The 21,433-nt window shown below is 69.7% G+C and carries 22 protein-coding genes and 2 tRNA genes; 22 read left to right on the top strand and 2 right to left on the bottom strand.

Annotation, left to right across the window (positions count from 1 at the left end; all coding sequences use genetic code 11):
- Positions 1 to 4: 4 nt before the first annotated feature.
- Positions 5 to 997: a mechanosensitive ion channel family protein gene (locus ACYVJH_RS03465; RefSeq protein WP_460453256.1), complete on the bottom strand. Its 993-nt coding sequence runs from the start codon at positions 995 to 997 to the stop codon at positions 5 to 7.
- Complete coding sequence (ppsA, locus tag ACYVJH_RS03460; protein ID WP_460453255.1) at positions 997 to 3,369, bottom strand: phosphoenolpyruvate synthase; 2,373 nt, start codon at positions 3,367 to 3,369, stop codon at positions 997 to 999. The genes ACYVJH_RS03465 and ppsA overlap by 1 nt, the downstream gene beginning before the upstream one ends.
- 84 nt (positions 3,370 to 3,453) lie before the next feature.
- On the opposite strand from ppsA, the gene ppsR reads away from it, so the two are divergent.
- From ppsR to ACYVJH_RS03350, 22 genes are all read left to right on the top strand, one after another.
- Complete coding sequence (gene ppsR, locus ACYVJH_RS03455) at positions 3,454 to 4,275, top strand: posphoenolpyruvate synthetase regulatory kinase/phosphorylase PpsR (RefSeq protein WP_460453254.1); 822 nt, start codon at positions 3,454 to 3,456, stop codon at positions 4,273 to 4,275.
- Positions 4,276 to 4,325: 50 nt separating this feature from the next.
- Positions 4,326 to 4,826, top strand: coding sequence for a DUF1249 domain-containing protein (locus ACYVJH_RS03450; protein WP_460453253.1), 501 nt, complete (start codon positions 4,326 to 4,328; stop codon positions 4,824 to 4,826).
- Positions 4,827 to 4,869: 43 nt separating this feature from the next.
- Positions 4,870 to 4,945, top strand: a tRNA-Ala gene (locus tag ACYVJH_RS03445).
- A gap of 20 nt (positions 4,946 to 4,965) precedes the next feature.
- Positions 4,966 to 5,041: transfer RNA gene (locus tag ACYVJH_RS03440), tRNA-Glu, on the top strand.
- A 95-nt stretch (positions 5,042 to 5,136) separates the two neighbouring features.
- On the top strand, positions 5,137 to 5,871 hold the full coding sequence (locus ACYVJH_RS03435; protein WP_460453252.1) for a beta-ketoacyl synthase chain length factor: 735 nt from the start codon (positions 5,137 to 5,139) through the stop codon (positions 5,869 to 5,871).
- On the top strand, positions 5,864 to 6,649 hold the full coding sequence (locus ACYVJH_RS03430) for a lysophospholipid acyltransferase family protein (RefSeq protein ID WP_460453251.1): 786 nt from the start codon (positions 5,864 to 5,866) through the stop codon (positions 6,647 to 6,649). Before ACYVJH_RS03435 ends, ACYVJH_RS03430 begins: the two co-directional genes overlap by 8 nt.
- On the top strand, positions 6,630 to 6,890 hold the full coding sequence (locus ACYVJH_RS03425; protein WP_339827670.1) for a phosphopantetheine-binding protein: 261 nt from the start codon (positions 6,630 to 6,632) through the stop codon (positions 6,888 to 6,890). The genes ACYVJH_RS03430 and ACYVJH_RS03425 overlap by 20 nt, the downstream gene beginning before the upstream one ends.
- Before the next feature lie 33 nt (positions 6,891 to 6,923).
- Positions 6,924 to 7,193, top strand: coding sequence for an acyl carrier protein (locus tag ACYVJH_RS03420; RefSeq protein ID WP_460453250.1), 270 nt, complete (start codon positions 6,924 to 6,926; stop codon positions 7,191 to 7,193).
- Positions 7,194 to 7,195: 2 nt separating this feature from the next.
- Positions 7,196 to 7,729 (top strand): COG4648 family protein, encoded by a 534-nt coding sequence (locus ACYVJH_RS03415; RefSeq protein ID WP_460453249.1) that lies wholly within the window; start codon positions 7,196 to 7,198, stop codon positions 7,727 to 7,729.
- Positions 7,719 to 9,404: an AMP-binding protein gene (locus tag ACYVJH_RS03410; RefSeq protein WP_460453248.1), complete on the top strand. Its 1,686-nt coding sequence runs from the start codon at positions 7,719 to 7,721 to the stop codon at positions 9,402 to 9,404. The genes ACYVJH_RS03415 and ACYVJH_RS03410 overlap by 11 nt, the downstream gene beginning before the upstream one ends.
- The gene (locus tag ACYVJH_RS03405; protein WP_460453247.1) at positions 9,401 to 10,150 is read left to right on the top strand and encodes a glycosyltransferase family 2 protein; all 750 of its coding nucleotides are present in this window, start codon (positions 9,401 to 9,403) and stop codon (positions 10,148 to 10,150) included. The genes ACYVJH_RS03410 and ACYVJH_RS03405 overlap by 4 nt, the downstream gene beginning before the upstream one ends.
- A complete protein-coding gene (locus ACYVJH_RS03400) occupies positions 10,150 to 11,094 on the top strand; it encodes an LpxL/LpxP family acyltransferase (protein WP_460453246.1) in 945 nt (314 codons plus the stop codon). Before ACYVJH_RS03405 ends, ACYVJH_RS03400 begins: the two co-directional genes overlap by 1 nt.
- Positions 11,075 to 12,628: an HAL/PAL/TAL family ammonia-lyase gene (locus ACYVJH_RS03395; RefSeq protein ID WP_460453245.1), complete on the top strand. Its 1,554-nt coding sequence runs from the start codon at positions 11,075 to 11,077 to the stop codon at positions 12,626 to 12,628. The genes ACYVJH_RS03400 and ACYVJH_RS03395 overlap by 20 nt, the downstream gene beginning before the upstream one ends.
- A complete protein-coding gene (locus ACYVJH_RS03390; protein ID WP_460453244.1) occupies positions 12,618 to 13,034 on the top strand; it encodes an acyl-CoA thioesterase in 417 nt (138 codons plus the stop codon). Before ACYVJH_RS03395 ends, ACYVJH_RS03390 begins: the two co-directional genes overlap by 11 nt.
- A gap of 17 nt (positions 13,035 to 13,051) precedes the next feature.
- The gene (locus ACYVJH_RS03385; RefSeq protein ID WP_460453243.1) at positions 13,052 to 13,654 is read left to right on the top strand and encodes an outer membrane lipoprotein carrier protein LolA; all 603 of its coding nucleotides are present in this window, start codon (positions 13,052 to 13,054) and stop codon (positions 13,652 to 13,654) included.
- A complete protein-coding gene (locus tag ACYVJH_RS03380; RefSeq protein ID WP_460453242.1) occupies positions 13,647 to 15,956 on the top strand; it encodes an MMPL family transporter in 2,310 nt (769 codons plus the stop codon). Before ACYVJH_RS03385 ends, ACYVJH_RS03380 begins: the two co-directional genes overlap by 8 nt.
- Positions 15,957 to 15,980: 24 nt before the next feature.
- Positions 15,981 to 17,222 carry an NAD(P)/FAD-dependent oxidoreductase gene (locus tag ACYVJH_RS03375; RefSeq protein ID WP_460453241.1) on the top strand — a complete coding sequence of 414 codons (1,242 nt, stop codon included), beginning with the start codon at positions 15,981 to 15,983 and terminating at the stop codon, positions 17,220 to 17,222.
- Positions 17,210 to 17,749, top strand: coding sequence for a DUF3261 domain-containing protein (locus tag ACYVJH_RS03370; protein WP_460453240.1), 540 nt, complete (start codon positions 17,210 to 17,212; stop codon positions 17,747 to 17,749). The genes ACYVJH_RS03375 and ACYVJH_RS03370 overlap by 13 nt, the downstream gene beginning before the upstream one ends.
- Positions 17,746 to 18,930: a beta-ketoacyl-ACP synthase gene (locus ACYVJH_RS03365; RefSeq protein ID WP_460453239.1), complete on the top strand. Its 1,185-nt coding sequence runs from the start codon at positions 17,746 to 17,748 to the stop codon at positions 18,928 to 18,930. Before ACYVJH_RS03370 ends, ACYVJH_RS03365 begins: the two co-directional genes overlap by 4 nt.
- Positions 18,927 to 19,388: an ApeP family dehydratase gene (locus ACYVJH_RS03360; protein WP_460453238.1), complete on the top strand. Its 462-nt coding sequence runs from the start codon at positions 18,927 to 18,929 to the stop codon at positions 19,386 to 19,388. The genes ACYVJH_RS03365 and ACYVJH_RS03360 overlap by 4 nt, the downstream gene beginning before the upstream one ends.
- A complete protein-coding gene (gene fabG / locus ACYVJH_RS03355) occupies positions 19,385 to 20,113 on the top strand; it encodes a 3-oxoacyl-ACP reductase FabG (RefSeq protein WP_460453237.1) in 729 nt (242 codons plus the stop codon). The genes ACYVJH_RS03360 and fabG overlap by 4 nt, the downstream gene beginning before the upstream one ends.
- Complete coding sequence (locus ACYVJH_RS03350; RefSeq protein ID WP_460453236.1) at positions 20,110 to 21,357, top strand: beta-ketoacyl-ACP synthase; 1,248 nt, start codon at positions 20,110 to 20,112, stop codon at positions 21,355 to 21,357. The genes fabG and ACYVJH_RS03350 overlap by 4 nt, the downstream gene beginning before the upstream one ends.
- The last annotated feature ends 76 nt before the right edge of the window (positions 21,358 to 21,433 follow it).

Here is a 21,433-nt window from a genome sequence, read left to right as displayed (position 1 = left end):
CGGCCTAGTCCTTCGCGACGCCTTCGAACGCGGCCTTGGGCAGGTCCAGCACCTGGCCGTCGGACCCGTGGTGGTAGATGTGCAGGTCGCGCTGCGGGAAGGGAATGGAGATGCCGATCTCGCCGAAGTTGCGGTGCACGGCCTCGTTCAACACGCTGCTGGTGGCGACGTAGTCGGGGGTGTTCACCCAGGCGCGCAGGACCAGGTCGACGCTGGACTCGCCCAGCCCGGTCACCAGGACTTCGGCCGGCGGATCCGCGAGCACCTTTTCATTGTCGTTGGCGATGCCCAGCAGGGCCTCGCGGGCCTTGCGGACGTCGTCGCCGTAGCCGATGCCGACCGACAGGTCGATGCGACGCTGGCCACGGGCGGTGAAGTTGATGATCGGCGAAGTGGTGATTTCGCTGTTGGGCAGCACCACGTCGTGGTTCTGGTAGGCGCGCAAGACCGTCTGGAAAATGCCCACGCGTTCGACAATGCCCTGCTGGCCGGCAGCTTCGACGGCATCACCGGCCCGGAAGGGCCGCAGCACGATCAGCATGACGCCGGCGGCGATGTTCGACAGCGAATCCTTCAGCGCCAGGCCCACCGCCAGGCCGGCGGCGCCGAGCACCGCCAGCAGCGACGTGGTGGGCACGCCGACGGCATCGAGCACCGCAACGAACACCACCACCAGGCCCACCACCCGGACGATCTTGCCCAGGAAGTCGCGCAGGATCTGCTCCATGCCCGAGCGGACCATGACCCGGTCCGCACCCTTGGTGAGCAGCTTGATCAGGAACCAGCCGACCAGGCCGACCGCCGCCGCCAGCATCAGTTTGGCGGCCCAGGGCGGCATGTTCAGCAGGTCGGCCAGCTGGGCCTCGACGCCATCTATCCGTCCGGCGGCACGCGCCGCCGCATTGGCGGCCTCGGTGGCCGATTCTGCCGCCTGCTGAGCCTGGTCGGCGACGTCGGCGGGCGCGGGAGAGGGTGGGGTCGGGGTTGCCTGGGTCATCAATTCGCCTTGATCTTGGCCAGTCGCAGCCAGGTGTCGATGACGGTATCGGGATTGAGCGACACGGACTCGATGCCCTGTTGCATCAACCAGTCGGCGAGGTCGGGATGGTCGGAGGGACCCTGGCCGCAGATACCGATGTACTTGCCCTTGGCCTTCGCGGTGGAGATCGCCATGGCCAGCAGCTTCTTGACGGCGGCGTCGCGCTCGTCGAACAGATGGGCAACGATACCCGAGTCGCGGTCAAGGCCAAGTGTAAGCTGGGTGAGGTCGTTCGACCCGATCGAAAAGCCGTCGAACATCTCCAGGAATTCGTCGGCGAGCAGCGCGTTGGACGGCAGCTCGCACATCATGATGACCTTCAGGCCGTTTTCCCCGCGCTTGAGCCCGTTGGCCTCCAGCGTTTCGATCACCGCCCGGCCCTCGGCCAGGGTGCGCACGAAGGGGATCATGATCCAGCAGTTGGTCAGGCCCATTTCATCGCGGACCTTGCGCACCGCCTGGCACTCGAGCGCGAAACACTCGCGGAACTCGGGGTGCACGTAACGGGAGGCGCCGCGGAACCCGATCATCGGGTTCTCCTCGTGCGGCTCGTACTGCTTGCCGCCGACGAGGTTGGCGTATTCGTTTGACTTGAAGTCCGACAGGCGCACGATCACGGCATTTGGCGCGAAGGCCGCCGTCAGCGTGGCGATGCCCTCGGCCAGCCGCTCGACGTAGAAGGACACCGGGTCGGCGTAGCCGGCGGTGATCTGGTCGATCTGCTTCTTCAGGTCCGCGGGCTGCTTGTCGTATTCGAGCAGGGCGCGCGGATGCACGCCGATCTGGCGGGCGATGATGAATTCCAGGCGCGCCAGGCCGATGCCCTGGTTGGGCAACTGGGCGAAGTCGAAGGCACGCTCGGGGTTGCCGACGTTCATCATGATCTTCAGCGGTGCCGGCGGCATGCTGCCAAGGTCGGTGGTGGTGACCTCGAAGCCCAGCTTGCCGCCGTAGATGTAACCCGTGTCGCCCTCGGAGCAGCTCACGGTGACTTCGGCGCCATCGGGAATGGCGCTCATCGCGTCGCCGGTGCCGACCACGGCCGGCACGCCCAGTTCACGGGCGATGATCGCGGCGTGGCAGGTGCGGCCGCCGCGGTTGGTGACGATGGCGGCGGCGCGTTTCATGATCGGCTCCCAGTCGGGATCGGTCATGTCGGCCACCAGCACGTCGCCGGGCTGGAACTTGCTCATCTCGGCCAGGCTGCGGACGATGCGCGCGGTGCCGGCGCCGATCTTGTGGCCGATGGCGCGGCCCTCGGACAGCACATCGCCGCGCTTGTCCAGGTGGAAACGTTCGATCTGGGTGGCGTGGGCGCGCGACTTCACCGTCTCGGGTCGCGCCTGGACGACGTAGAGCTTGCCGGTGTTGCCGTCCTTGGCCCACTCAATGTCCATCGGGCGACCGTAGTGCTCTTCGATGACCAGGGCCTGGCGGGACAGTTCCTCGACGTCGGCATCGGAGATCGAGAACTGGCGCTGCATCTCGGCCGGGGTGGGCTCGGTGCGGACACGCTCGCCCGGGGCGTCGGAATAGACCATGCGCAGCTGCTTGCTGCCCAGGGTGCGGCGCAGGACCGCCGGCTTGCCCTGGCGCAGGGTCGGCTTGTAGACGTAGAACTCGTCGGGATTGACCGCGCCCTGGACGACCATTTCGCCCAGGCCAAAACTCGAGGTGACGAACACCACGTCGCGGAAGCCCGATTCGGTGTCGAGCGTGAACAGCACGCCCGAGGCGCCGATGTCGGAACGCACCATCAGCTGCACGCCGGCGCTGAGGAAAACGTCCTCGTGCTTGAAGCCGTGGTGCACCCGGTAGGCGATGGCGCGGTCGTTGTAGAGGCTGGCGAAAACCTCCTTCACCTTGCGCACCACGTCGTCTTCGCCGGTGACGTTGAGGAAGGTTTCCTGCTGGCCGGCGAAGCTGGCGTCGGGCAGGTCCTCGGCGGTCGCCGAGGAGCGCACCGCGACGGCGATGTCGGCGGCGCCGGCCTCGCTGCACATGCGGCGGTAACCGTCGCGGATGGCCTGATCGAGTTCGGGCTGCAGCGGGGCGTCGATGACCCAGCCGCGGATTTCGCCACCCGCGGCGACCAGGGCGTCGACGTCCTCGACGTCGAGCGTGGCCAGGCGGTCGAAGATGCGCTGGCTGAGGTCGTTGTGGGCGATGAAGCGCCGGAAGGCGTCGGCGGTGGTGGCGAAACCACCGGGCACCGAGACCCCGAGCTGGGCCAGGTGGCCAATCATCTCGCCCAGCGAGGAGTTCTTCCCGCCGACCTGGGCCAGGTCGGACAAGCGAAGTTCGTGCAGCCAAAGGACGTCGGCGTTCAAGGGTGTCTCCATGCGCTCCAAGCTGCGTATGATGCGACCCGAGCGCACGCCATACAAGCTTGAATTCTCAGGGGAAAGCAGGGCATGGAAGGGGTACGGCCGGTTTTTTACGTCTCCGACGGCACGGGCATCACGGCCGAGACCATCGGCCACAGCCTGCTGACCCAGTTCAGCGGCACCGAATTCGCCACCCGCCGGATCGCCTTCGTGGACAGCGTCGAGAAGGCCGATGCCGCCGTCGCCGAGATCCGCGCCGCCGGGGAGGAGGCCGGGCTGAGGCCGGTGGTGGTGAACACGGTCGTGGACCCCGACCTCAATTCCCTGCTGGCCGAAAGCGGGGCGCTGATGCTGGACGTGTTCGCACCCTTCATCAGCCCGCTCGAGCAGGAATTGCAGCAAAAGCGCCACCCGCGCGTCGGCCACGCCCACGGCATGGTCGATTTCGCGGCCTACGAGCAGCGCATCAACGCCACCAACTACGCGCTGACCCACGATGACGGCATGGACGTGCACTACGACGACGCCGACGTGATCCTGGTCGGCGTGTCACGGTCGGGCAAGACCCCGACCTGCCTGTACATGGCGCTGCACTACGGCGTGAAGGCGGCCAACTATCCGCTGACCATCGAGGACCTGGAGGGACGGGAGCTGCCGCGCCGGCTTCGCGCCCACCGGCGCAAGCTGTTCGGGCTCACCATCGATCCCGAGCGCCTGTCGCAGATCCGCGAGGAACGCCGGCCCAATTCCCGCTACGCCACGCTGGCCACCTGCCGGTCCGAAGTGGTCGCGGCCGAGGCCCTGTTCCGGCAGGAGAACATCCCCGTGCTCAGCACCACCCATACCTCGATCGAGGAAATCGCCGGCAAGGTGCTGGCCAACCTGGGCATCCACCGGCACATGTTCTGAGCCCTTCCGGCGGCCCTTTTGGCGCCGCGGCCGCGTGCTAGCATCCGGTCATGCCTGCCGCCGCGCCAACCGCAAGGAACCTGCCGCGCCTGGGCCGCTTCGAGTGGCTCATGGGGCTGTATGGCGAGAACTTCACGCGCCTGACCCGCATGTTCCAGCCGCAGGCCCTGTCCGAGGGCGTCTACCTCTCGCGCGTGGCGGGTGAACTCGACCTGCGGGTGGAAGTGCTTGCCCTGCATGCGTACACGGTCGAGCTGCGCCTGAGCTACCTGATGATCGACGCCCGTACCGGCCAGCCCGATCCTTCCGCCTACGTGCGCCTGTACCGCGACGCGCGCCAGGCCGAAGCGACGCACTGTTATGTCGGCCGCCACTGGCAGGACGTCCTGGGCCTGCGCCCGAGCGTGCAGGCCCTGGTCGGCCACCGCCTGAGGATGAACAGCTTCCTCAACAAGTGGCTGGACTATCTTGAAGGGCAGGGGCACGGACCTCACTCCCTTTCCGACATGGATCCGAGCCCGGCGGAGAAAAAAAACACCGCATGCGCTTGACGGGCCCGCGGCTCATGTCTAAACTTCCGCTTCTTCCTTCGGTGGGGCTATAGCTCAGCTGGGAGAGCGCTACAATGGCATTGTAGAGGTCATCGGTTCGATCCCGATTAGCTCCACCACCGATTTGTTAGAGAACGCTGTCCCCATCGTCTAGAGGCCTAGGACATTACCCTTTCACGGTAGCGACCGGGGTTCGAATCCCCGTGGGGACGCCATCTAGCGTCGCGAAAAGCCCGGCTCCGGCCGGGCTTTTTCTTTGCCGCCGCTGCGGCGAGGATGTATCGGTTAGTACGCCGGGGAGCGTCAGCGCATGCACAACCGATTCGTGGTTTCGGACTGGTCCGCCTTCGCGCCGGGGCTGGAAAGCCGCGAGCAATGGCTGGCCTGGGCGCAGGCGCCGCGCCTGCCCGAAGGTGAGCAGGTGCCGGCGCTCGCCGACATGCCGGCCATGCAGCGCAGGCGCCTGGAAAAGCTCGGCCGCATGGCCCTGCAGGTGGCATGGCGGCTGCAGCCGGAACCGGAGCCCTCGGTGCCGGTGGTGTTTTCGTCGCGGCACGGCGACATCACCCGCACCTTCCAGATGCTGCGCGGCCTGGCCGGCGGCGAGCCGCTGTCACCGACGCACTTCGGGCTATCCACGCACAACGCCGTGATCGCCCAGTATTCGATCGCCCGCGGACTGACCGGCAACTACCTCGCCGTCTCCGGCGGCGTGGAGTCTCCTGAGGCCGCCGTCACCGAAGCCCTGGGCCTGCTGGCCGACGGTGAAGCCTCGGTGCTGGTGGTGCACTGCGACGACCTCACGCCCGCGGACTACGCCTGCTATCGCGACGAGCCCGAGGCCCCCTACGCCTGGGCCTGGCGCTTGCGCCTGCCGCGGGACGGCGAAGCGGCGCTGTCGCTGGCGCCGGGCGGGGAGGGCGCTAGCGCGCCGACCAGGCCGCCCTTGCTGCCGCACGGCCTGGAAGTAATGCGCTGGCTGCTGTCCGGCGATCCGAGCCTGTCCGCGCCCGTGTCCGGGCGACGCTGGAACCGTGATGCCTGACGGGATCAACCGCGCCTGGCGCCTTGTCGGCACCGCCGTTTCCTTCGCCGTCTTCGGTCTGGGCGGGCTGCTGCTGGGCGTGCTGGTGTTTCCGCTGCTGCGACTGTTCGTTCGTGATCCGGCGCGCCAGGGCGAAATCGCGCGGTCCCTGATACGGCGCAGTTTTGCCGGGCATGTCGGCCTGATGCACCGGCTTGGCGTGCTCAGCTATGAATTGCATGGCCTGGAGCGACTCGACCGCCGCGGCCTGCTGGTGCTGGCCAACCACCCGACCCTGATCGACGTGGTGTTCCTGGTCTCGCTGATCCCGCAGGCCGACTGCGTGGTCAAGGCGCGCCTGCTCGGCAACCCTTTCACCCGCTGGCCGGTGAAGGCGACGGGTTACATCTGCAACCACAGCGGCGCCGGCCTGGTCGAGGACTGCATCCGCACGGTGCACTCGGGCCGCAACCTGGTGATCTTCCCGGAGGGCACCCGCACGCCGCGTGGGCAGGCCCTGGGGCCCCTGCAGCGCGGCGCCGCGAACATCGCCGTCCGGGGCCGGATCGACGTCACGCCGGTGCTGGTCACCTGCCAGCCGCGCACCTTGGGCAAGGGTGAGAAATGGTATCGTGTGCCTTCACGGCGATTTCACGTCAGGATCGAGGTCCTGCCGGACATTCCGGTCGCCCCTTTCCTGGACGGCGCCGCGTCCGAGGCCCTCGCCGCGAGGCACCTGAGCGAATCCCTGGACCACTTCTTCAAGACGGAGCTGTCGCGTGTCGGCGCTGCAAACTGAAATCAAGGAACTGATCATCACCACCCTGTCCCTTGAGGACATCGGCCCCGACGACATCGACGCGTCCGCACCGCTGTTCAACGAAGGCCTGGGCCTGGATTCGATCGATGCGCTGGAGCTGGGCCTGGCCCTGCAAAAGCGCTATGGCGTGACCCTCGCGGCCGATTCGGCCGAAACCCGCCAGCATTTCGCCAGCGTCGACGCACTCTGTGCCTTCGTCGCCGCGAACCAGAAGCAGTAAGGCCCTCCGGGCCGACGTACGAGTTCCAGACCAATGACCAAGGATCAGCTCTTCCAGCGCATCGTCGGCATCCTGCACGACACGTTCGACATCGACCCGGACCGGGTCACGCCGGCCTCGCGCCTGGGCGAAGACCTGGACATCGACAGCATCGACGCGGTGGACCTGATCGTGCAGCTCAAGCCCCTGCTGGGCGGCAACCTCAAGCCCGAGGCGTTCCGTTCCGTGCGTACCGTGCAGGACGTCGTCGACGCGTTGCACGCGATGATGCACGCCGGCGACGGTTCCGTCGCGGTCGACTGAACATGCGCGCCGCGACCGGCCTGGCCTGGCTGGCGACCCTGCTGTACCCACTTGCCGTCTGGTTCGGCCTGGGCCGCTGGGAGCCGCGCTGGGTTGCACTGCTCCTGCTGCTGGCCGCCGGCCTGCGGGCCGCGACGTCACCCGAACCCATGTGGCGCGCGGCAGCCGCCGGCGCCGGCCTGCTGGTGCTGGCCAGCTTCCTGGCCAATGACGGCCTGCCACTCAAGCTCTACCCGGTGCTGGTGAACCTGGCGCTGCTGGGCGTATTCGCGACCAGCCTGTGGCGCCCGCCCACCGTCATCGAACGCCTGGCGCGCCTGCAGGAACCGAACCTGCCGCCGGAAGCCATTCCTTACGTCACCCGGGTCACCCAGGTCTGGTGCGGCTTTTTCCTGGTCAACGGCGGCATCGCGCTGTGGACGGCGGTGGCCGCGTCCGACGCCACCTGGGCGCTTTACAACGGACTTGTCGCCTACCTGCTGATCGGCGCCCTGGTCCTGGGCGAACGCCTGCTGCGCCCGCGCCATGAGCACTGAGCCCAGGCTGCCACTGGCGCAGCTGTGCGCACCCGGCCGGCTGCCCGGCCGGCGGGAAATCCTGCCGGGTCTGAGCGCTTCGGCCTGGCTGGCCCGCGTCGCCGGCTGGCGTCAGGCCCTGGCGGCGGCGCCGCCCGGCGACGTGGCCCTGTTCGACGAAGACGCCGGCGAGTTTTCCGCCGCGCTGTTCGGCGCCTGGCAAGCGGGACGCACGCCCTGGCTGCCAGGCGACGTACTGCCCGCCACGCTTGAACGCCTGGCTACGCAAACCCGGCTGGCCATCGGCGAGCTGCCCGACGCGATGGCGCCGCCGGGCATACAGGGCGATCCCGCGACCCTGGCGGCACTGGACCCCCGCGCCTGCCGGCTGGTGCTCTTTACGTCGGGGTCCACCGGCGAGCCGAGCGCGATCAGCAAGTCCCTGGCGCAGCTCGACAGCGAAGTGGCCGCGCTGGAAAGTGCCTTCGGCGACCGCCTCGGCGGGGCACAGGTCCAGGGCACGGTCTCGCACCAGCACATCTACGGCCTGCTGTTCCGCGTGCTCTGGCCGCTGTCCGCCGGGCGGACGTTCGCGCGCCGGCGGCTGGCCTTCAACGAACAACTGACAGCGCTGGGCGACCCGCCGGTGGCGCTGGTCGCCAGCCCGGCCCACCTCAAACGACTGCCGGCGAACCAGGACTGGTCGGGCCTGGCCGCTGGCCTGAGGGCGGTGTTCTCCTCGGGCGGACCGCTGCCGCCGGACGCGGCGCTGGAAGTACGCCGACTCTGGGGCCAGGCCGCGATCGAGGTTTACGGCAGCACCGAAACCGGCGGCGTCGCCTGGCGCGCCCCCGGCGGCGAGCAGGCGCCCTGGCAGGCTTTGCCCGGCGTGCAGTGGCGCATTGAACAAGGCCGCCTGCACCTGCAGTCGCCGCACCTGGACCACGACGGCTGGCAGGCCACGCAGGACCGCGCCGAAGCGTCGCCGCTGGGTGGCTTCGTGCTGCTCGGGCGCGCCGACCGCATCGTCAAGATCGAAGAGCGCCGCATTTCGCTCGAGGCCATCGACGCGACGCTGATGCGATCTCGCTGGGTCGCCGATGCGCGGGTCCTGCCGCTGCCCGGGCACCGGATCCTGCTGGGTGCGGCCGTCGTGCCGTCGGCAGCCGGCCAGGCCGTGCTGGACGCCGAAGGGCGGGGCGCCCTGGCCGGCCGCCTGCGCGAGGCGCTGGCCGGGCACATCGATCCGATCGCCTGGCCGCGGCGATGGCGCTTCCTCGAGGCGCTGCCCACCGACGCCCGGGGCAAGACCCCCCAGCGCGAGCTGCTGGCCCTGTTCCGCCCGCACATGCCGGCCCCGTCATGGCAGGAGCGGAGCAGCGAACGCGCGCGGCTGCAGCTGGACGTGGACCCCGGCCTGGCCGTGTTCGACGGTCATTTCCCGCAGGCCGCCATCCTGCCGGGCGTGGCGCTGGTGGACTGGGCGAACCGGCTGGGCCGGCAGGCCTTTCCGGTGACCGGCGACTTCGCCGGCATGGACGCGGTCAAGTTCCAGCACCTGGTGCGGCCCGGCGACCGGCTCGACGTCGAATTGACCTGGCAGGCCGCCAAGGGCCAGCTGGGCTTCCGGTTCAGCTCCGCGACCGGCGTGCACGCCAGCGGCCGCCTGCGCTACCAGACGGGTCAGGACGCATGAGCCAGGACGTGTTGCCGCTGGTCGTGGTGCCGGTCTTCGACCACCCGCAGGCCATCGAGGGCCTGGTGCACACCCTGCGTGGCCTGGGTGTGCCCTGCCTGCTGGTGGACGATGGGTCGGGGCCCGACTGCGCCGCCCTTTTGGCGCGCCTGGCCGCGGATTTCCCGGACGCGGTGTCGCTGCTTCGCCTCGACCACAACCAGGGCAAGGGCGCGGCGGTGATGGCCGGTCTGCGCGAGGCCGGTCGCCGCGGCTTCAGCCACGCCCTGCAGATCGACGCCGACGGCCAGCACGACGCCCGCGACGTACCGCGTTTCCTGGCGATGGCGAGGGAAACCCCCGGCGCCGTCATCAACGGCCGACCGATCTACGACGACTCGGTACCCAGGGCACGGCTCTACGGCCGCTACGCCAGCCATGTCTGGGTCTGGATCAATACGCTGTCGCTGGCCATCCGCGATTCGATGTGTGGCTTCCGGGTGTATCCGCTGGCGCCGACCCTGGCGCTGATTGATCGCGAATACATCGGCACGCGCATGGATTTCGACTCTGAAATCCTGGTGCGCCTCTATTGGCAGGGCCTGGATGTGCGCGACTGCCCGACGCGGGTGACTTACCCCGAACACGGCGTGTCGCACTTCCGGATGCTGCGCGACAACCTGCGCATTTCGGCCATGCATACGCGCCTGTTCTTCGGCATGCTCTGGCGCCTGCCGCGGCTGCTGGCCCGCAAGGTGCGCGGCTGATGCGCTCGCAGCACTGGGCGGACGTGGGTGAATCGACCTTCGTCGGCGGCACCTGGCTGCTTTACGGCGTGCACCGTGCCTTCGGCCGCTGGCCGTTCCTGGCCTGCCTGTATCCCGTGGTGCTGGCCTACTGGCTGGGCAGCCCGCTGGCGCGCCGCAGTTCGCTCCAGTACCTGCGACGCCTGCACGCGGCCGAGCCCGGCCTGTTCGCCAGGCGGCCGGGTTGGCGCGCGAGCCTGCGCCACTTCACCTGCTTCGCCGAAACCCTGCTCGACAAGATGCTGGCCATCGGTGGCCGCATTCCGCGCGAGCGCGTGCGCTTCACCGGCTACGAGCCGATGCTGGCCGCGTCGCAGGCGGGGCAGGGCGGCATCATCGTCACCGCGCACATGGGTTGCCTGGAGCTGATGCAGGTGGCCGCGACCTGGCGCGAAGGCCTGCGGGTGTCGATCCTGGTGCACACGGCGAACGCGCAGCGCTTCAACCAGATCCTCGACCGCATCAACCCCAAGGCCAGCGTGCGCCTGCTGCAGGTCACCGACTTTTCGCCGGCCACCGCGATGATGCTGGCCGACCGCGTTGCCGCCGGCGAGTTCATCGCCATTGCCGGTGACCGGGTGCCCGTCGCCGGCGACCGCGTCGCCAGGGCCCGGTTCCTGGGCCACCAGGCCGAGCTCCCGGCCGGCCCCTACCTGATGGCCGCCGTGCTGCGCTGCCCGCTCTGGCTGCTGTCCTGCCAGCACGAAGGCGCGGGCTACCATGCCCGCATCGAACTGATGAGCGACAAAATCACGCTTGCCCGGCACGACCGCCAGGCAAGCCTGGATGAACAGGCATCGCGGTTCGCCGCCTGGATGGCGGCGCGGCTGCGAGAATCCCCGTATGACTGGTTCAACTTCTATCCGTTCTGGGAACCCAGCCCCCATGGCAAGCGTCCTGACTGAACCACGCTCCCTCACCATCGATGGCAGCGCGCTGCGCATCGAGGACGTGGCCGACCTGGCCCGCGGCGACGCGCGCTGCCAGCTGTCGGACGACGCCGGCTTCCGGGCGCACATCAACCGCGGCGCCGAGTTCGTCGACCGCCTGATCGCCGAGGACGGCGCCGTGTATGGCGTCAGTACCGGCTACGGCGATTCGTGCACGGTGGTGATCCCGCCGGCGCAGGTCGCCGAATTGCCGCATCGCCTCTACACCTACCATGGGGTCGGCCTGGGTCGTTTCCTTGATCCCGAGGAAACGCGCGCGGTGCTGGTGGCGCGGCTGGCCTCGCTGTCGCAGGGCATGTCCGGCGTCAGCCTTGGCCTGCTGCGCCAGCTTCAGGCGCTGCTCGAGCACGACATCCTGCCGCTGATCCCGGCCGAGGGATCGGTGGGTGCCAGCGGTGACCTGACCCCGCTTTCCTATGTCGCCGCCGTGCTCTGCGGCGAACGCGAGGTCCACCACCGCGGCCGCATCCGCCCGGCCGCCGAAGCCCTGGCCGACCACGGCCTGGCGCCGCTGAAGCTGCGGCCCAAGGAAGGCCTGGCGATCATGAACGGTACCGCGGTGATGACCGCGCTGGCCTGCCTGGCGTGGCGGCGGGCCGACTACCTGGGCCGGCTGGCGACGCGCATCACCGCCTTCAACGTGCTGGCCAGCGACGGCAATGCCCACCATTTCGACGAAGCCCTGTTCGCGGTCAAGCCACACCCCGGCCAGCAGCGGGTGGCCGCGCGGCTGCGCCAGGACCTGGCCTCCGACCGGCCGCCGCGTAATGAGCTGCGCATCCAGGATCGTTATTCCCTGCGCTGCGCCCCGCACGTGATCGGGGTGCTCGAGGATGCGCTGCCCTGGCTGCGCGCCAACATCGAAAACGAGCTCAACAGCGCCAACGACAACCCGATCATCGACGCCGCCCAGGAAATGGTGCTGCATGGCGGCCACTTCTACGGCGGCCACATCGCCTTCGCGATGGACTGCATGAAGAACGCGGTCGCCAACCTGGCCGACTTGCTCGACCGGCAGATGGCCCTGCTGGTGGACGCGCGTTACAACCACGGCCTGCCAGCCAACCTGTCGGCAGCCTCGGGGGACCGCGCCGCGCTCAACCATGGCCTCAAGGCGCTTCAGATCAGCGCCTCGGCCTGGACCGCCGAGGCCCTGAAGCTGACCATGCCGGCGTCGGTGTTCTCGCGCTCCACCGAGTGCCACAACCAGGACAAGGTGAGCATGGGTACGATCGCCGCCCGCGACTGCCTGCGCATCATCGAGCTCACCGAACAGGTGACGGCGGCCCTGCTGGTCACCGCGCGCCAGGGCGTGGCGCTGCGGCGTGCGCTCGAGCGCGACACCGGCCTTTCCGCGGCCCCTGAAGAAATGCTGCAGGACCTGGGCCGGCGCATCCCGCTGGTCGTGGAGGACCGTGCCCTGGACGGCGAGCTTCGGCAGCTGATCCAGGCCATCCGTGATCGCGCCTGGAGCCTGTATGAAGACTGAGTTCAGCGCCGAGGTGGCGCTTACCCCGGCCTTCCACGACATCGACCCGATGGAAGTGGTCTGGCACGGCCACTACGTCAAATACTTCGAGCTGGCACGCTGCGCGCTGCTGCAGTCCTTCGACTACGACTACCCACAGATGCGGGCATCGGGTTACGCCTGGCCCATCGTCGACCTGCGCGCCAAATACGTGCGGTCGGCGCGTTACGGCCAGTCGCTGGTGGTGCGGGCAACGCTGGTGGAGTGGGAGAACCGCCTGAAGATCGACTACCAGGTGCGTGACGCCGACACCGGCGAAGTGCTCACGCGCGCCACCAGCATCCAGGTGGCGGTGGACGTGGCCACCGGCGAGATGTGTTTCGCTTCGCCCAATGCGCTGCTCGAACGCCTGGGCAAGGCAAGGTGATGCGCAGGTGGTTGGCCATGCTGGTTCTTGCAGCCGCGGTGGCGCAGACGCCTGCCGCCGCCAGCGATGACGCCTTGTCCGGCGTGCGCGCCCGCCTGGAACAACCCGACGTCCTACGCGGGCGTTTCGAGCAGGAAAAACACCTCAAGGGCTTCCGCAACCCGCTGCGTTCGGAAGGCCGGATGCTGCTGGTGCGCGAGCACGGCATCGCCTGGGACACCGCCGAACCCTTTGCATCGAGCGCTGTGCTGACCCGCGAGACGCTGACCAGCGAACTGCCCGACGGCAGCCGGCAAATCCTGCTCGATGCGGCCGACGGCCCGGCGGCCGGCGCCACCGCGAGCCTGCTGATGGCCCTGGTGGCCGGCGACCTGGACGTGCTGGCCGAGCGTTTCGACATTCAGGAAATACTGCTCGACGACGGCGGCTGGCGGCTCGAACTCACACCGCGGGAACCGTCGCTGCAGCGGGTTTTCACGCGTTTCGAACTGGGCGGCGACCGCTACGTGCGCGAGGTGCTGATCGAGGAGGCCGGCGGCGACAGCACGCGGGTAAGCCTGCGCGAGCTTTCCAGTGAGCCGGCGCTGCCCACCCCGGCCGAGGTAGCCCGCTTTGACTGAAGCAAGCCGTTCGCATGCCTGGGCCTGGCTGGCCCTGGCCTGGCTGGTCGCCGTCGGCGCGCTGGCCTGGCAGCAGGCCGGCTTCTGGCGCGAGGGCCGGCTCGACAGCGACGTGCTGGCACTGCTGCCGGGCGCGCACGCCGACCCGCGCCTGGCGCAGGCCAATGCGCGCCTGGCCGAGGGTGGCACGCGCCAGTTGGTCGTGCTGCTTGGCCATACCGACTGGCCGACGCTCAGGCGCGGCGCCGAGGCCTTCGCCACGAACCTTCGCGACGACCCGCGGCTGGCGCCCTTGCCCATGGACGCCGAAGCGGAAACGGCGGTGTCCGCCTACGCGCCTTACCAGCGCGCACTGCTGACCCACGAGCAGCGGCAGGTCCTGTCGACCACCGCGCCGGCCGCGCTGGCCCGACAGGCACTGGCACGCTTGTTCGCGCCGGGCTCGGCGCCGGGCTGGGCCGCCGACCCCCTGGGCCTTGAACTTGGCTGGTGGCAGGCCAGGGCAGGGCGGCAGCCGGCGCCCCGGGAAGGGCGGCTGGTGGTCGAAGACGCCGACCGGCTCTGGGTGGTGACGCGCTTCGAACACATCGGCTCGCCCTTCGCCCTCGACGGCGAGCGCCACCTGCAGCAGGCGCTCGAGCGTGCCCATGCCGCCGCCGAAACCGCTGCCGGAGAACCGCTGCAGCGCCTGCAGGCGGGCGTTCCACTGCATGCCGAGGCCGCGGCGGCGCAGGCAAGCCGGGAAGTCGCCACCATCGGCCTTGGCTCGCTGGCCGCGGTGCTGTTGCTGGTCTGGCTGGCGTTCCGCAGCCTGCGACCGATCCTGCTGGTGGCCCTATCCCTGGTGGTGGGCGTGGCCGCCGGCGTCGCCGTCACCGCCTGGTGTTTCGGGCAGGTGCACCTGCTCACACTGGTGTTCGGCGCCAGCCTGGTCGGCGTGGCCGAGGACTACGGCATCCACTATTTCGCCAGCCGCCAGCAGGACCAGGCGCCACCCCGGCCGCTGATGCGGCGCTTGCTGCCGGCGCTCGCACTGGCGCTGGCCACCAGCGTGCTGGCCTACCTGACCCTGGCGATCGCGCCGTTTCCGGGGCTGCGGCAGATGGCGGTGTTTTCCGCGGCCGGCCTGACGGCGGCTTTCCTCACGGTGGTGCTGTGGTTTCCCTTCCTCGACCGGCATTCGCCCCGCCCGAGTGCCTTCAGCCGCGCCGTGGCGGCAAGCCTGGCGCGCTGGCCGCGCTGGCCGCGTGGCCGGGCCGGGCTGGCGCTCGCGGCACTCGTGATGGCCGGCATCGGCGGCGGTCTGTGGCAGCTGCAGGTGCGCGACGACCTGCGCAGCCTGCAGGCTTCGCCGGCGGCGCTGGTGGCCGGCGAGCGCGATAGCGCCCGCCTGCTGTCCCTGCCCAGCCCCGCGCAGTATTTCCTGGTGCAAGGAGCATCGCCCGAAGCGCTGCTGCGCGCCGAAGAAGCCCTGGTGGACCAGCTCGCCGGACTGCGGGAGCAGGGCGTGCTGGCTGGCTGGCGGGCCGTCTCCGATTTCCTGCCCTCGCAGGCGCGGCAGGCCAGCGACGCGGCGCTGCGCCAGGCGGCGGATGCCGCGGCGCTCGCACTGGCCTCGGAGGTGCTGGGGGAAAACCTGGCGCCCGCACCCGCACCCGCGCAGGCCCTGAGGCCCGACGCCTGGCTCGCCGCGCCGGCATCGCTGCCGCTGCGTCCGCTCTGGCTGGGGCAGCAGGACGGTCGCTGGGCGACCGTCGTGCTGCTCGAGGGCCTGGCGCCGACGTCGGTCGGATCGCTGGCGAAGCTCGCCGAGCTCTCGGCCGACGTACGCTGGGTCGACCGCACCGCCGCCTACTCGGACCTGCTGTCGCATTACCGACGCATGATGGGCGGCCTGGTGTTCGCCGCCTATGGCGCGGTCGGCCTGGCCCTGGTGCTGCGGTTTGGCCGCCAGGCCTGGCGGGCCCTGCTGCCCACGGCGCTGGCCGGCGCGGCCAGCCTGGGCCTGCTGGGCTGGTCGGGGGTGCCGCTGGACCTGTTCGGCGTGCTGGCACAACTGCTGCTGCTGGGCTTTGGCATCGATTACGGCATCTTCCTGCTCGAGCACGACAACGACCCCGCCAGCTGGCTGGCGGTGTCCCTGGGCGCGGCCAGCACCACCCTGGCCTTTGGCCTGCTGGCGCTGTCGGCCACCCCGGCCCTGCACAGTTTCGGCCTGAGCCTGCTGCTTGGCATCGGCCTGGTCTGGCTGCTTTCACCCTGTTTCCGCCGACGCCGCGACACCGGCGCATTGGCCCACTGATGGCGACCTGCGAGACTGCCCCCGATGACTGCCCGCACTGAAACAACCCAGGTCCTGATCGTCGGCGCCGGCCCGGCCGGGTCGGTCGCCGCCGCGCTGCTGCGCCAGCAGGGCCACCAGGTGCTGATGCTGGAGAAGCAGCGTTTCCCGCGGTTCTCCATCGGTGAAAGCCTGCTGCCCCAGTCCATGGAATACCTGGAGCAGGCCGGCATGCTGCGCGCGGTGGTCGAAGCCGGCTTCCAGCACAAGAACGGCGCCGCCTTCGCCCACGACGGCCGTCACACCACCTTCGATTTCCGGCAAAAATCCAGCCTTGGCTGGGGAACCACCTACCAGGTGCAGCGCGCTGACTTCGACAACGTGCTGGCACGCGAAGCCGAACGTGCCGGCGCCGAACTGCGCTTCGAACACGAGGTCCTGGCCGTGGACGTCGCCGGCGACAGGCCCCGGGTCAGCGTGCGTTCCCCCGAAGGCGAAACCTACGAGGTGGTCGCCGACTTCCTGCTCGACGCCAGCGGCTTCGCGCGCATCCTGCCGCGCCTGCTCGACCTCGAGCGTCCCTCGCGTTTCCCGGTGCGCGGCGCCATCTTCACCCACGTGCGCGACGGCATCGCGCCGGGCAGCACCCGCTTCGACCGCAACAAGATCCTCATCACCGTGCATCCGCGCCACCCGGACGTGTGGTACTGGACGATCCCGTTCTCCAACGGCACCTGCTCGCTGGGCGTGGTGGCCGAACAGGCGTTCCTGGCGAACTACCAAGGCAGCGAAACCGAGCGCCTGCAGGCCATCGTCGGCGAGGACCCGGGGCTGTCGACGCTGCTGGCCAATGCGCAGTGGTCGATGCCGGCACGGCAGATCGTCGGCTATTCGGCCAACGTCGATTCGCTCTGGGGGCGTAACTACGCGCTGCTGGGCAATGCCGGCGAATTCCTGGACCCGGTGTTTTCCTCGGGCGTCACCATCGCCTTCAAGTCAGCCAGCCTGGCCGCCGCCTGCCTGGCACGCCAGTTCGCTGGCGAACCGGTGGACTGGGAAGCCGACTACGGTCGCCCGTTGCGCGCGGGTGTCGACACTTTCCGGACCTTCGTCGAAAGCTGGTATGCCGGCGGTTTCCAGAAAATCATCTTCCATCAGAATGCGAACCCGACGATCCGCGAGATGATCTGCTCAATCCTCGCCGGTTACGCCTGGGACACTTCAAACCCCTACGTCGCCGATTCGCGGCGGCGCCTGGGCGTGTTGGAGCAGCTGTGCGCGGCCTGATCCTCCTGCTGCTGGCGATCGTGATGGCGGGCTGTGCCGGCCTGGCGACACGTGCACCGGCCAGCGGCATGCCGGCGCTGGCGCTGGCGCCGTCGGCGCTCGGACGCACGCTGGCGCTGGAGCAGCGGCTGGTCTTCGAACATGGCCCACGCAGCGACACCGTCGACGCGCTGGTCGAAGCCGACGACCAGGTCGTGCGCATCGTGCTGCACCGCCAGGGCCAGGTGCTGCTGCGACTGGCCTGGGACGGCAGCGACCTGCGACAGGAGCGCGCACCGCAGCTGCCTGAAAACCTGTCAGCGCAGCGCGTGCTCGCCGACCTGCAGCTGGTGTACTGGCCCGTCGCGGCCATCAACCTGGCGCTGCCGGCGGGCTGGCAGCTGCGCGAAGAGCAGGGCGTTCGCCTGCTGGACCACCACGGCGAAGTCGTCGCGACCGTGCACCCGACCGGACAACACGAGGCCCGCCTCGAGAACCTGCGCGAGGGCTATCGCCTGCACATCCGTTCCGTTCCGGTGCAGCCATGAACCCGGTCTTCCTCAATGAGCTGGGCATGGCCTGCGCGCTGGGCGCCGACCTGGACACGGTGGCGGCCAGTCTGTTCGCCGCGGACGCGCCCGGTGGCCTGATCGAAAGCGACCTTGCCAGCCCGGGACGTTTCCTCGCCATCGGCCGCGTGCCGGGCGAACTGCCCTCGCTGGCCGGGCTGGACGTAGCCCTGCGCGGCCGCAACAACGCCCTGCTGGAACTGGCGCTGGCGCCGATACGTCCGGCCGTCGAAGCCCTGGTGGCCCGCCATGGCGCCTCGCGCGTGGCCGTGGTGCTGGGCACCAGCACGTCGGGCGTAGGGGAGAGCGAGGCCGCGCACCGCGCCTACCTCGCCGATGGCCGCTGGCCCGATTCATTCCACTACACGCAGCAGGAGATGGGCATGCCGGCGCGTTTCGTCGCCAGCCGGCTGGGTCTGACCGGCCCGGCCCATGTCATTTCCACGGCCTGTTCGTCCAGCGCCAAGGCCCTGGCGTCGGCGGCGCGCCTGGTCCATGCCGGGCTCGCCGACGCCGTGGTCGCGGGTGGCGCCGATTCGCTCTGCGAGTTCACCGTCGCCGGCTTCAGTGCGCTGGGCTCGGTGTCGGCCGCGCGCTGCCAGCCGTTCTCGCGCAATCGCTGCGGCATCAACATCGGCGAGGGCGCGGCGCTGTTCGTGGTGAGCCGGGACGAGGGCCCGGTGCGCCTGTCGGGCTGGGGCGAAAGTTCGGACGCCCACCACATGTCGGCGCCGGAGCCGGAGGGGCAGGGGCCCGAACGCGCGATCCGCGCCGCCCTGGAACGTGCGGGCCTGCAGCCTGGCGACATCGACTACGTGAACCTGCACGGCACCGCCACGCCGCAGAACGACGCCATGGAGGCCCGGATGATGGCGCGGGTGTTCGGCGCCGGCACGCCCTGCAGCTCCACCAAGGCGCTGACCGGCCACACGCTCGGCGCCGCCGGCGCGGTCGAAGCCGCCATCGCCTGGATCACGCTGGCCCGCAACCCGGGGCGGCACCTGCCCCCGCACTGGTGGGACGGCCTCGTCGATCCCGACCTGCCGCCCCTGCACCTGGTGGCGCCCGGCACCCGGGCACTGCAGGCGCCGCGCCGCGTGCTCAGCCAGTCCTTCGCCTTCGGCGGCTCCAACGCCGCGCTGGTTCTGGAGGCCGCATGAACGACGCCGTGCGTGCCGCGGTCGAACGCCTGGTGCCGCATCGCGGCGGCATGCTCTGGCTCGAACGCATCGTCGCCTGCGACGGCGAGGGTGCGGTCGCCGAAGCCGTGGTCCGTGACGACCATCCCTTCCTGGATGGCGACGCCGTGCCGGCCTGGGTCGGCATCGAATACATGGCCCAGTGCATCGCCGCGTGGGCCGGCGGCCAGGCCCTTGCGAAGGGCAAACCCGTGAGCCCGGGTTTCCTGCTGGGTACCCGGCGCTACGAGAGCCAGCGTGCGGTGCTCGCTGTGGGCACCCGACTGCGCATCGAAGCGCGCCGCGAACTGATGGGCGACAACGGCCTGGGCATGTTCGCCTGCCGCATCCTCGACGGCGAGCTGGAAATCGCCGTCGCCAACGTCTCGGTCTTCGAGCCACCCGACCCCGACGCCTACCTGGGAACCACAAGCGAATGAATGCCCGTACCGTCCTGATCACCGGCGCCAGCCGCGGCATTGGCCGCGGCATCGCCCTGCGCCTGGCCCGCGACGGCTTCGACCTGGTCGTGCACTGCCGCAGCCGGCGCGAACAGGCCGAGGAAGTCGCGACCCTGGCGCGCGAACTTGGCCGCGAGGTCCGCGTGCTGTGTTTCGACGTCGCCGACCGCGCCGCCTGCGCCGAGGCGATCAGCGCCGACATCGATGCCCACGGCGCCTACCACGGCGTGGTCTGCAACGCCGGCATCGCCCGCGACAGCGCATTCCCGGCCATGCCCGGCGAGGACTGGGATGCGGTGGTGCACACCAACCTCGACGCGTTCTACAACGTGCTCCAGCCGGTGGTGATGCCCATGGTGCGCCGCCGTCAGCCCGGGCGCATCGTCACCCTGTCGTCGGTATCGGGACTGGCCGGGAACCGCGGCCAGACCAACTACAGCGCCGCCAAGGCCGGCATCATCGGCGCCAGCAAGGCGCTGGCGCTGGAACTGGCCAAGCGCGAGATCACCGTCAACTGCGTGGCCCCGGGCCTGGTGGACACGGAGATGCTCGACGAGGGCATCCGCGAGGAGGCGCTGAAGATGGTTCCGCTTCGGCGCGTTGGCCGGGTCGAGGAAGTCGCCGCCGTGGTGTCCTTCCTGATGTCCGACGATGCGTCCTACGTGACGCGGCAGGTGATTTCGGTGAACGGGGGCATGCTGTGAGCCGGCACACCGTGGACCGCAGGGTGGTGGTCACCGGCCGCGGCGCGATCAGCCCGCTGGGCCACGACTGGCCGTCGGTGCTGGCGCACCTGCGCTCGGGCCGCAACGCCGTGCAGCGCTTCGACGACTGGGGCAGGTACCGCGGGCTCAATACCCGCCTGGGCGTACCGGCCGCCGACTTCGAACTGCCCGCGCACTACAACCGCAAGACCACGCGCAGCATGGGCCGGGTGGCACTACTGGCGACGCTGGCCAGCGAACGGGCGCTGGCCGATGCCGGCCTGCTGGGCGACCCGTTGCTGCAGTCGGGCAAGGTCGGCATTTCCTACGGCAGCTCCGCCGGCACGCCCTCGTCGATGAGCGACTTCGGGCGCATGCTGGCCGAGCTCAATACCCAGTACATCAACGCCACGACCTACATCAAGATGATGAGCCACACCGCGCCGGTGAACATGGGCGTGTTCTTCGGCATCACCGGCCGCATCATCACCACGTCCAGCGCCTGCACCTCCGGCAGCCAGGGCATCGGCTATGCCTACGAGGCCATCCGCGCCGGCAGGCAGGTGGCGATGCTCGCCGGTGGGTCGGAGGAGCTGGACGTCACCGCCGCCACGGTGTTCGACACGCTGTTCGCCACCAGCAACGCCAATGACACCCCCGAGCTGACGCCGCGTCCCTTCGACGCCGACCGCGACGGCCTGGTGGTGGGCGAGGGCGCCTGCACGCTGGTGCTGGAAGACCTGGAGCACGCCCAGGCCCGCGGCGCCCGCATCCACGCCGAAATCGTCGGCTTCGGCACCAACAGCGACGGCCAGCACGTCACCCAGCCCAATGCCGCGACCATGGCCGAAGCGATGCGTTTGGCCCTGGACGATGCCGGGCTGGCGCCGGACGCCATCGGCTACGTCAACGCCCACGGCACCGCCACCGGCCACGGCGACATCGCCGAAACCACCGCCACCAACGACGTGTTCGGCGAGCGCATGCCGATCAGTTCGCTCAAGAGTTACACCGGCCACACCTTGGGCGCCTGTGGCGCGCTTGAAGCCTGGGTCACGCTCGAGATGTTGCGCGAAGGCTGGTTCCATCCCACCCTGAACCTGCGCAACGTCGACCCGCGCTGCGGGCAGCTCGACTACATCACCGGCGACGGCCGCCTGCTGGAAACCGACTACGCGATGAGCAACAACTTCGCCTTCGGCGGCATCAACACCTCGCTGGTGCTGCGCCGCTGGCACGACTGACCGGTCCCGGGAGATCCGCCCTGATGAAGCTGTCCGCTCCTGTCCTGCTGATCGCGGCCTTCGCCGCGGCGACGCC

The sequence above is a fragment of the Arenimonas aestuarii genome (assembly GCF_054781715.1).
This window is presented reverse-complemented; position numbering and strand designations above follow the sequence as displayed.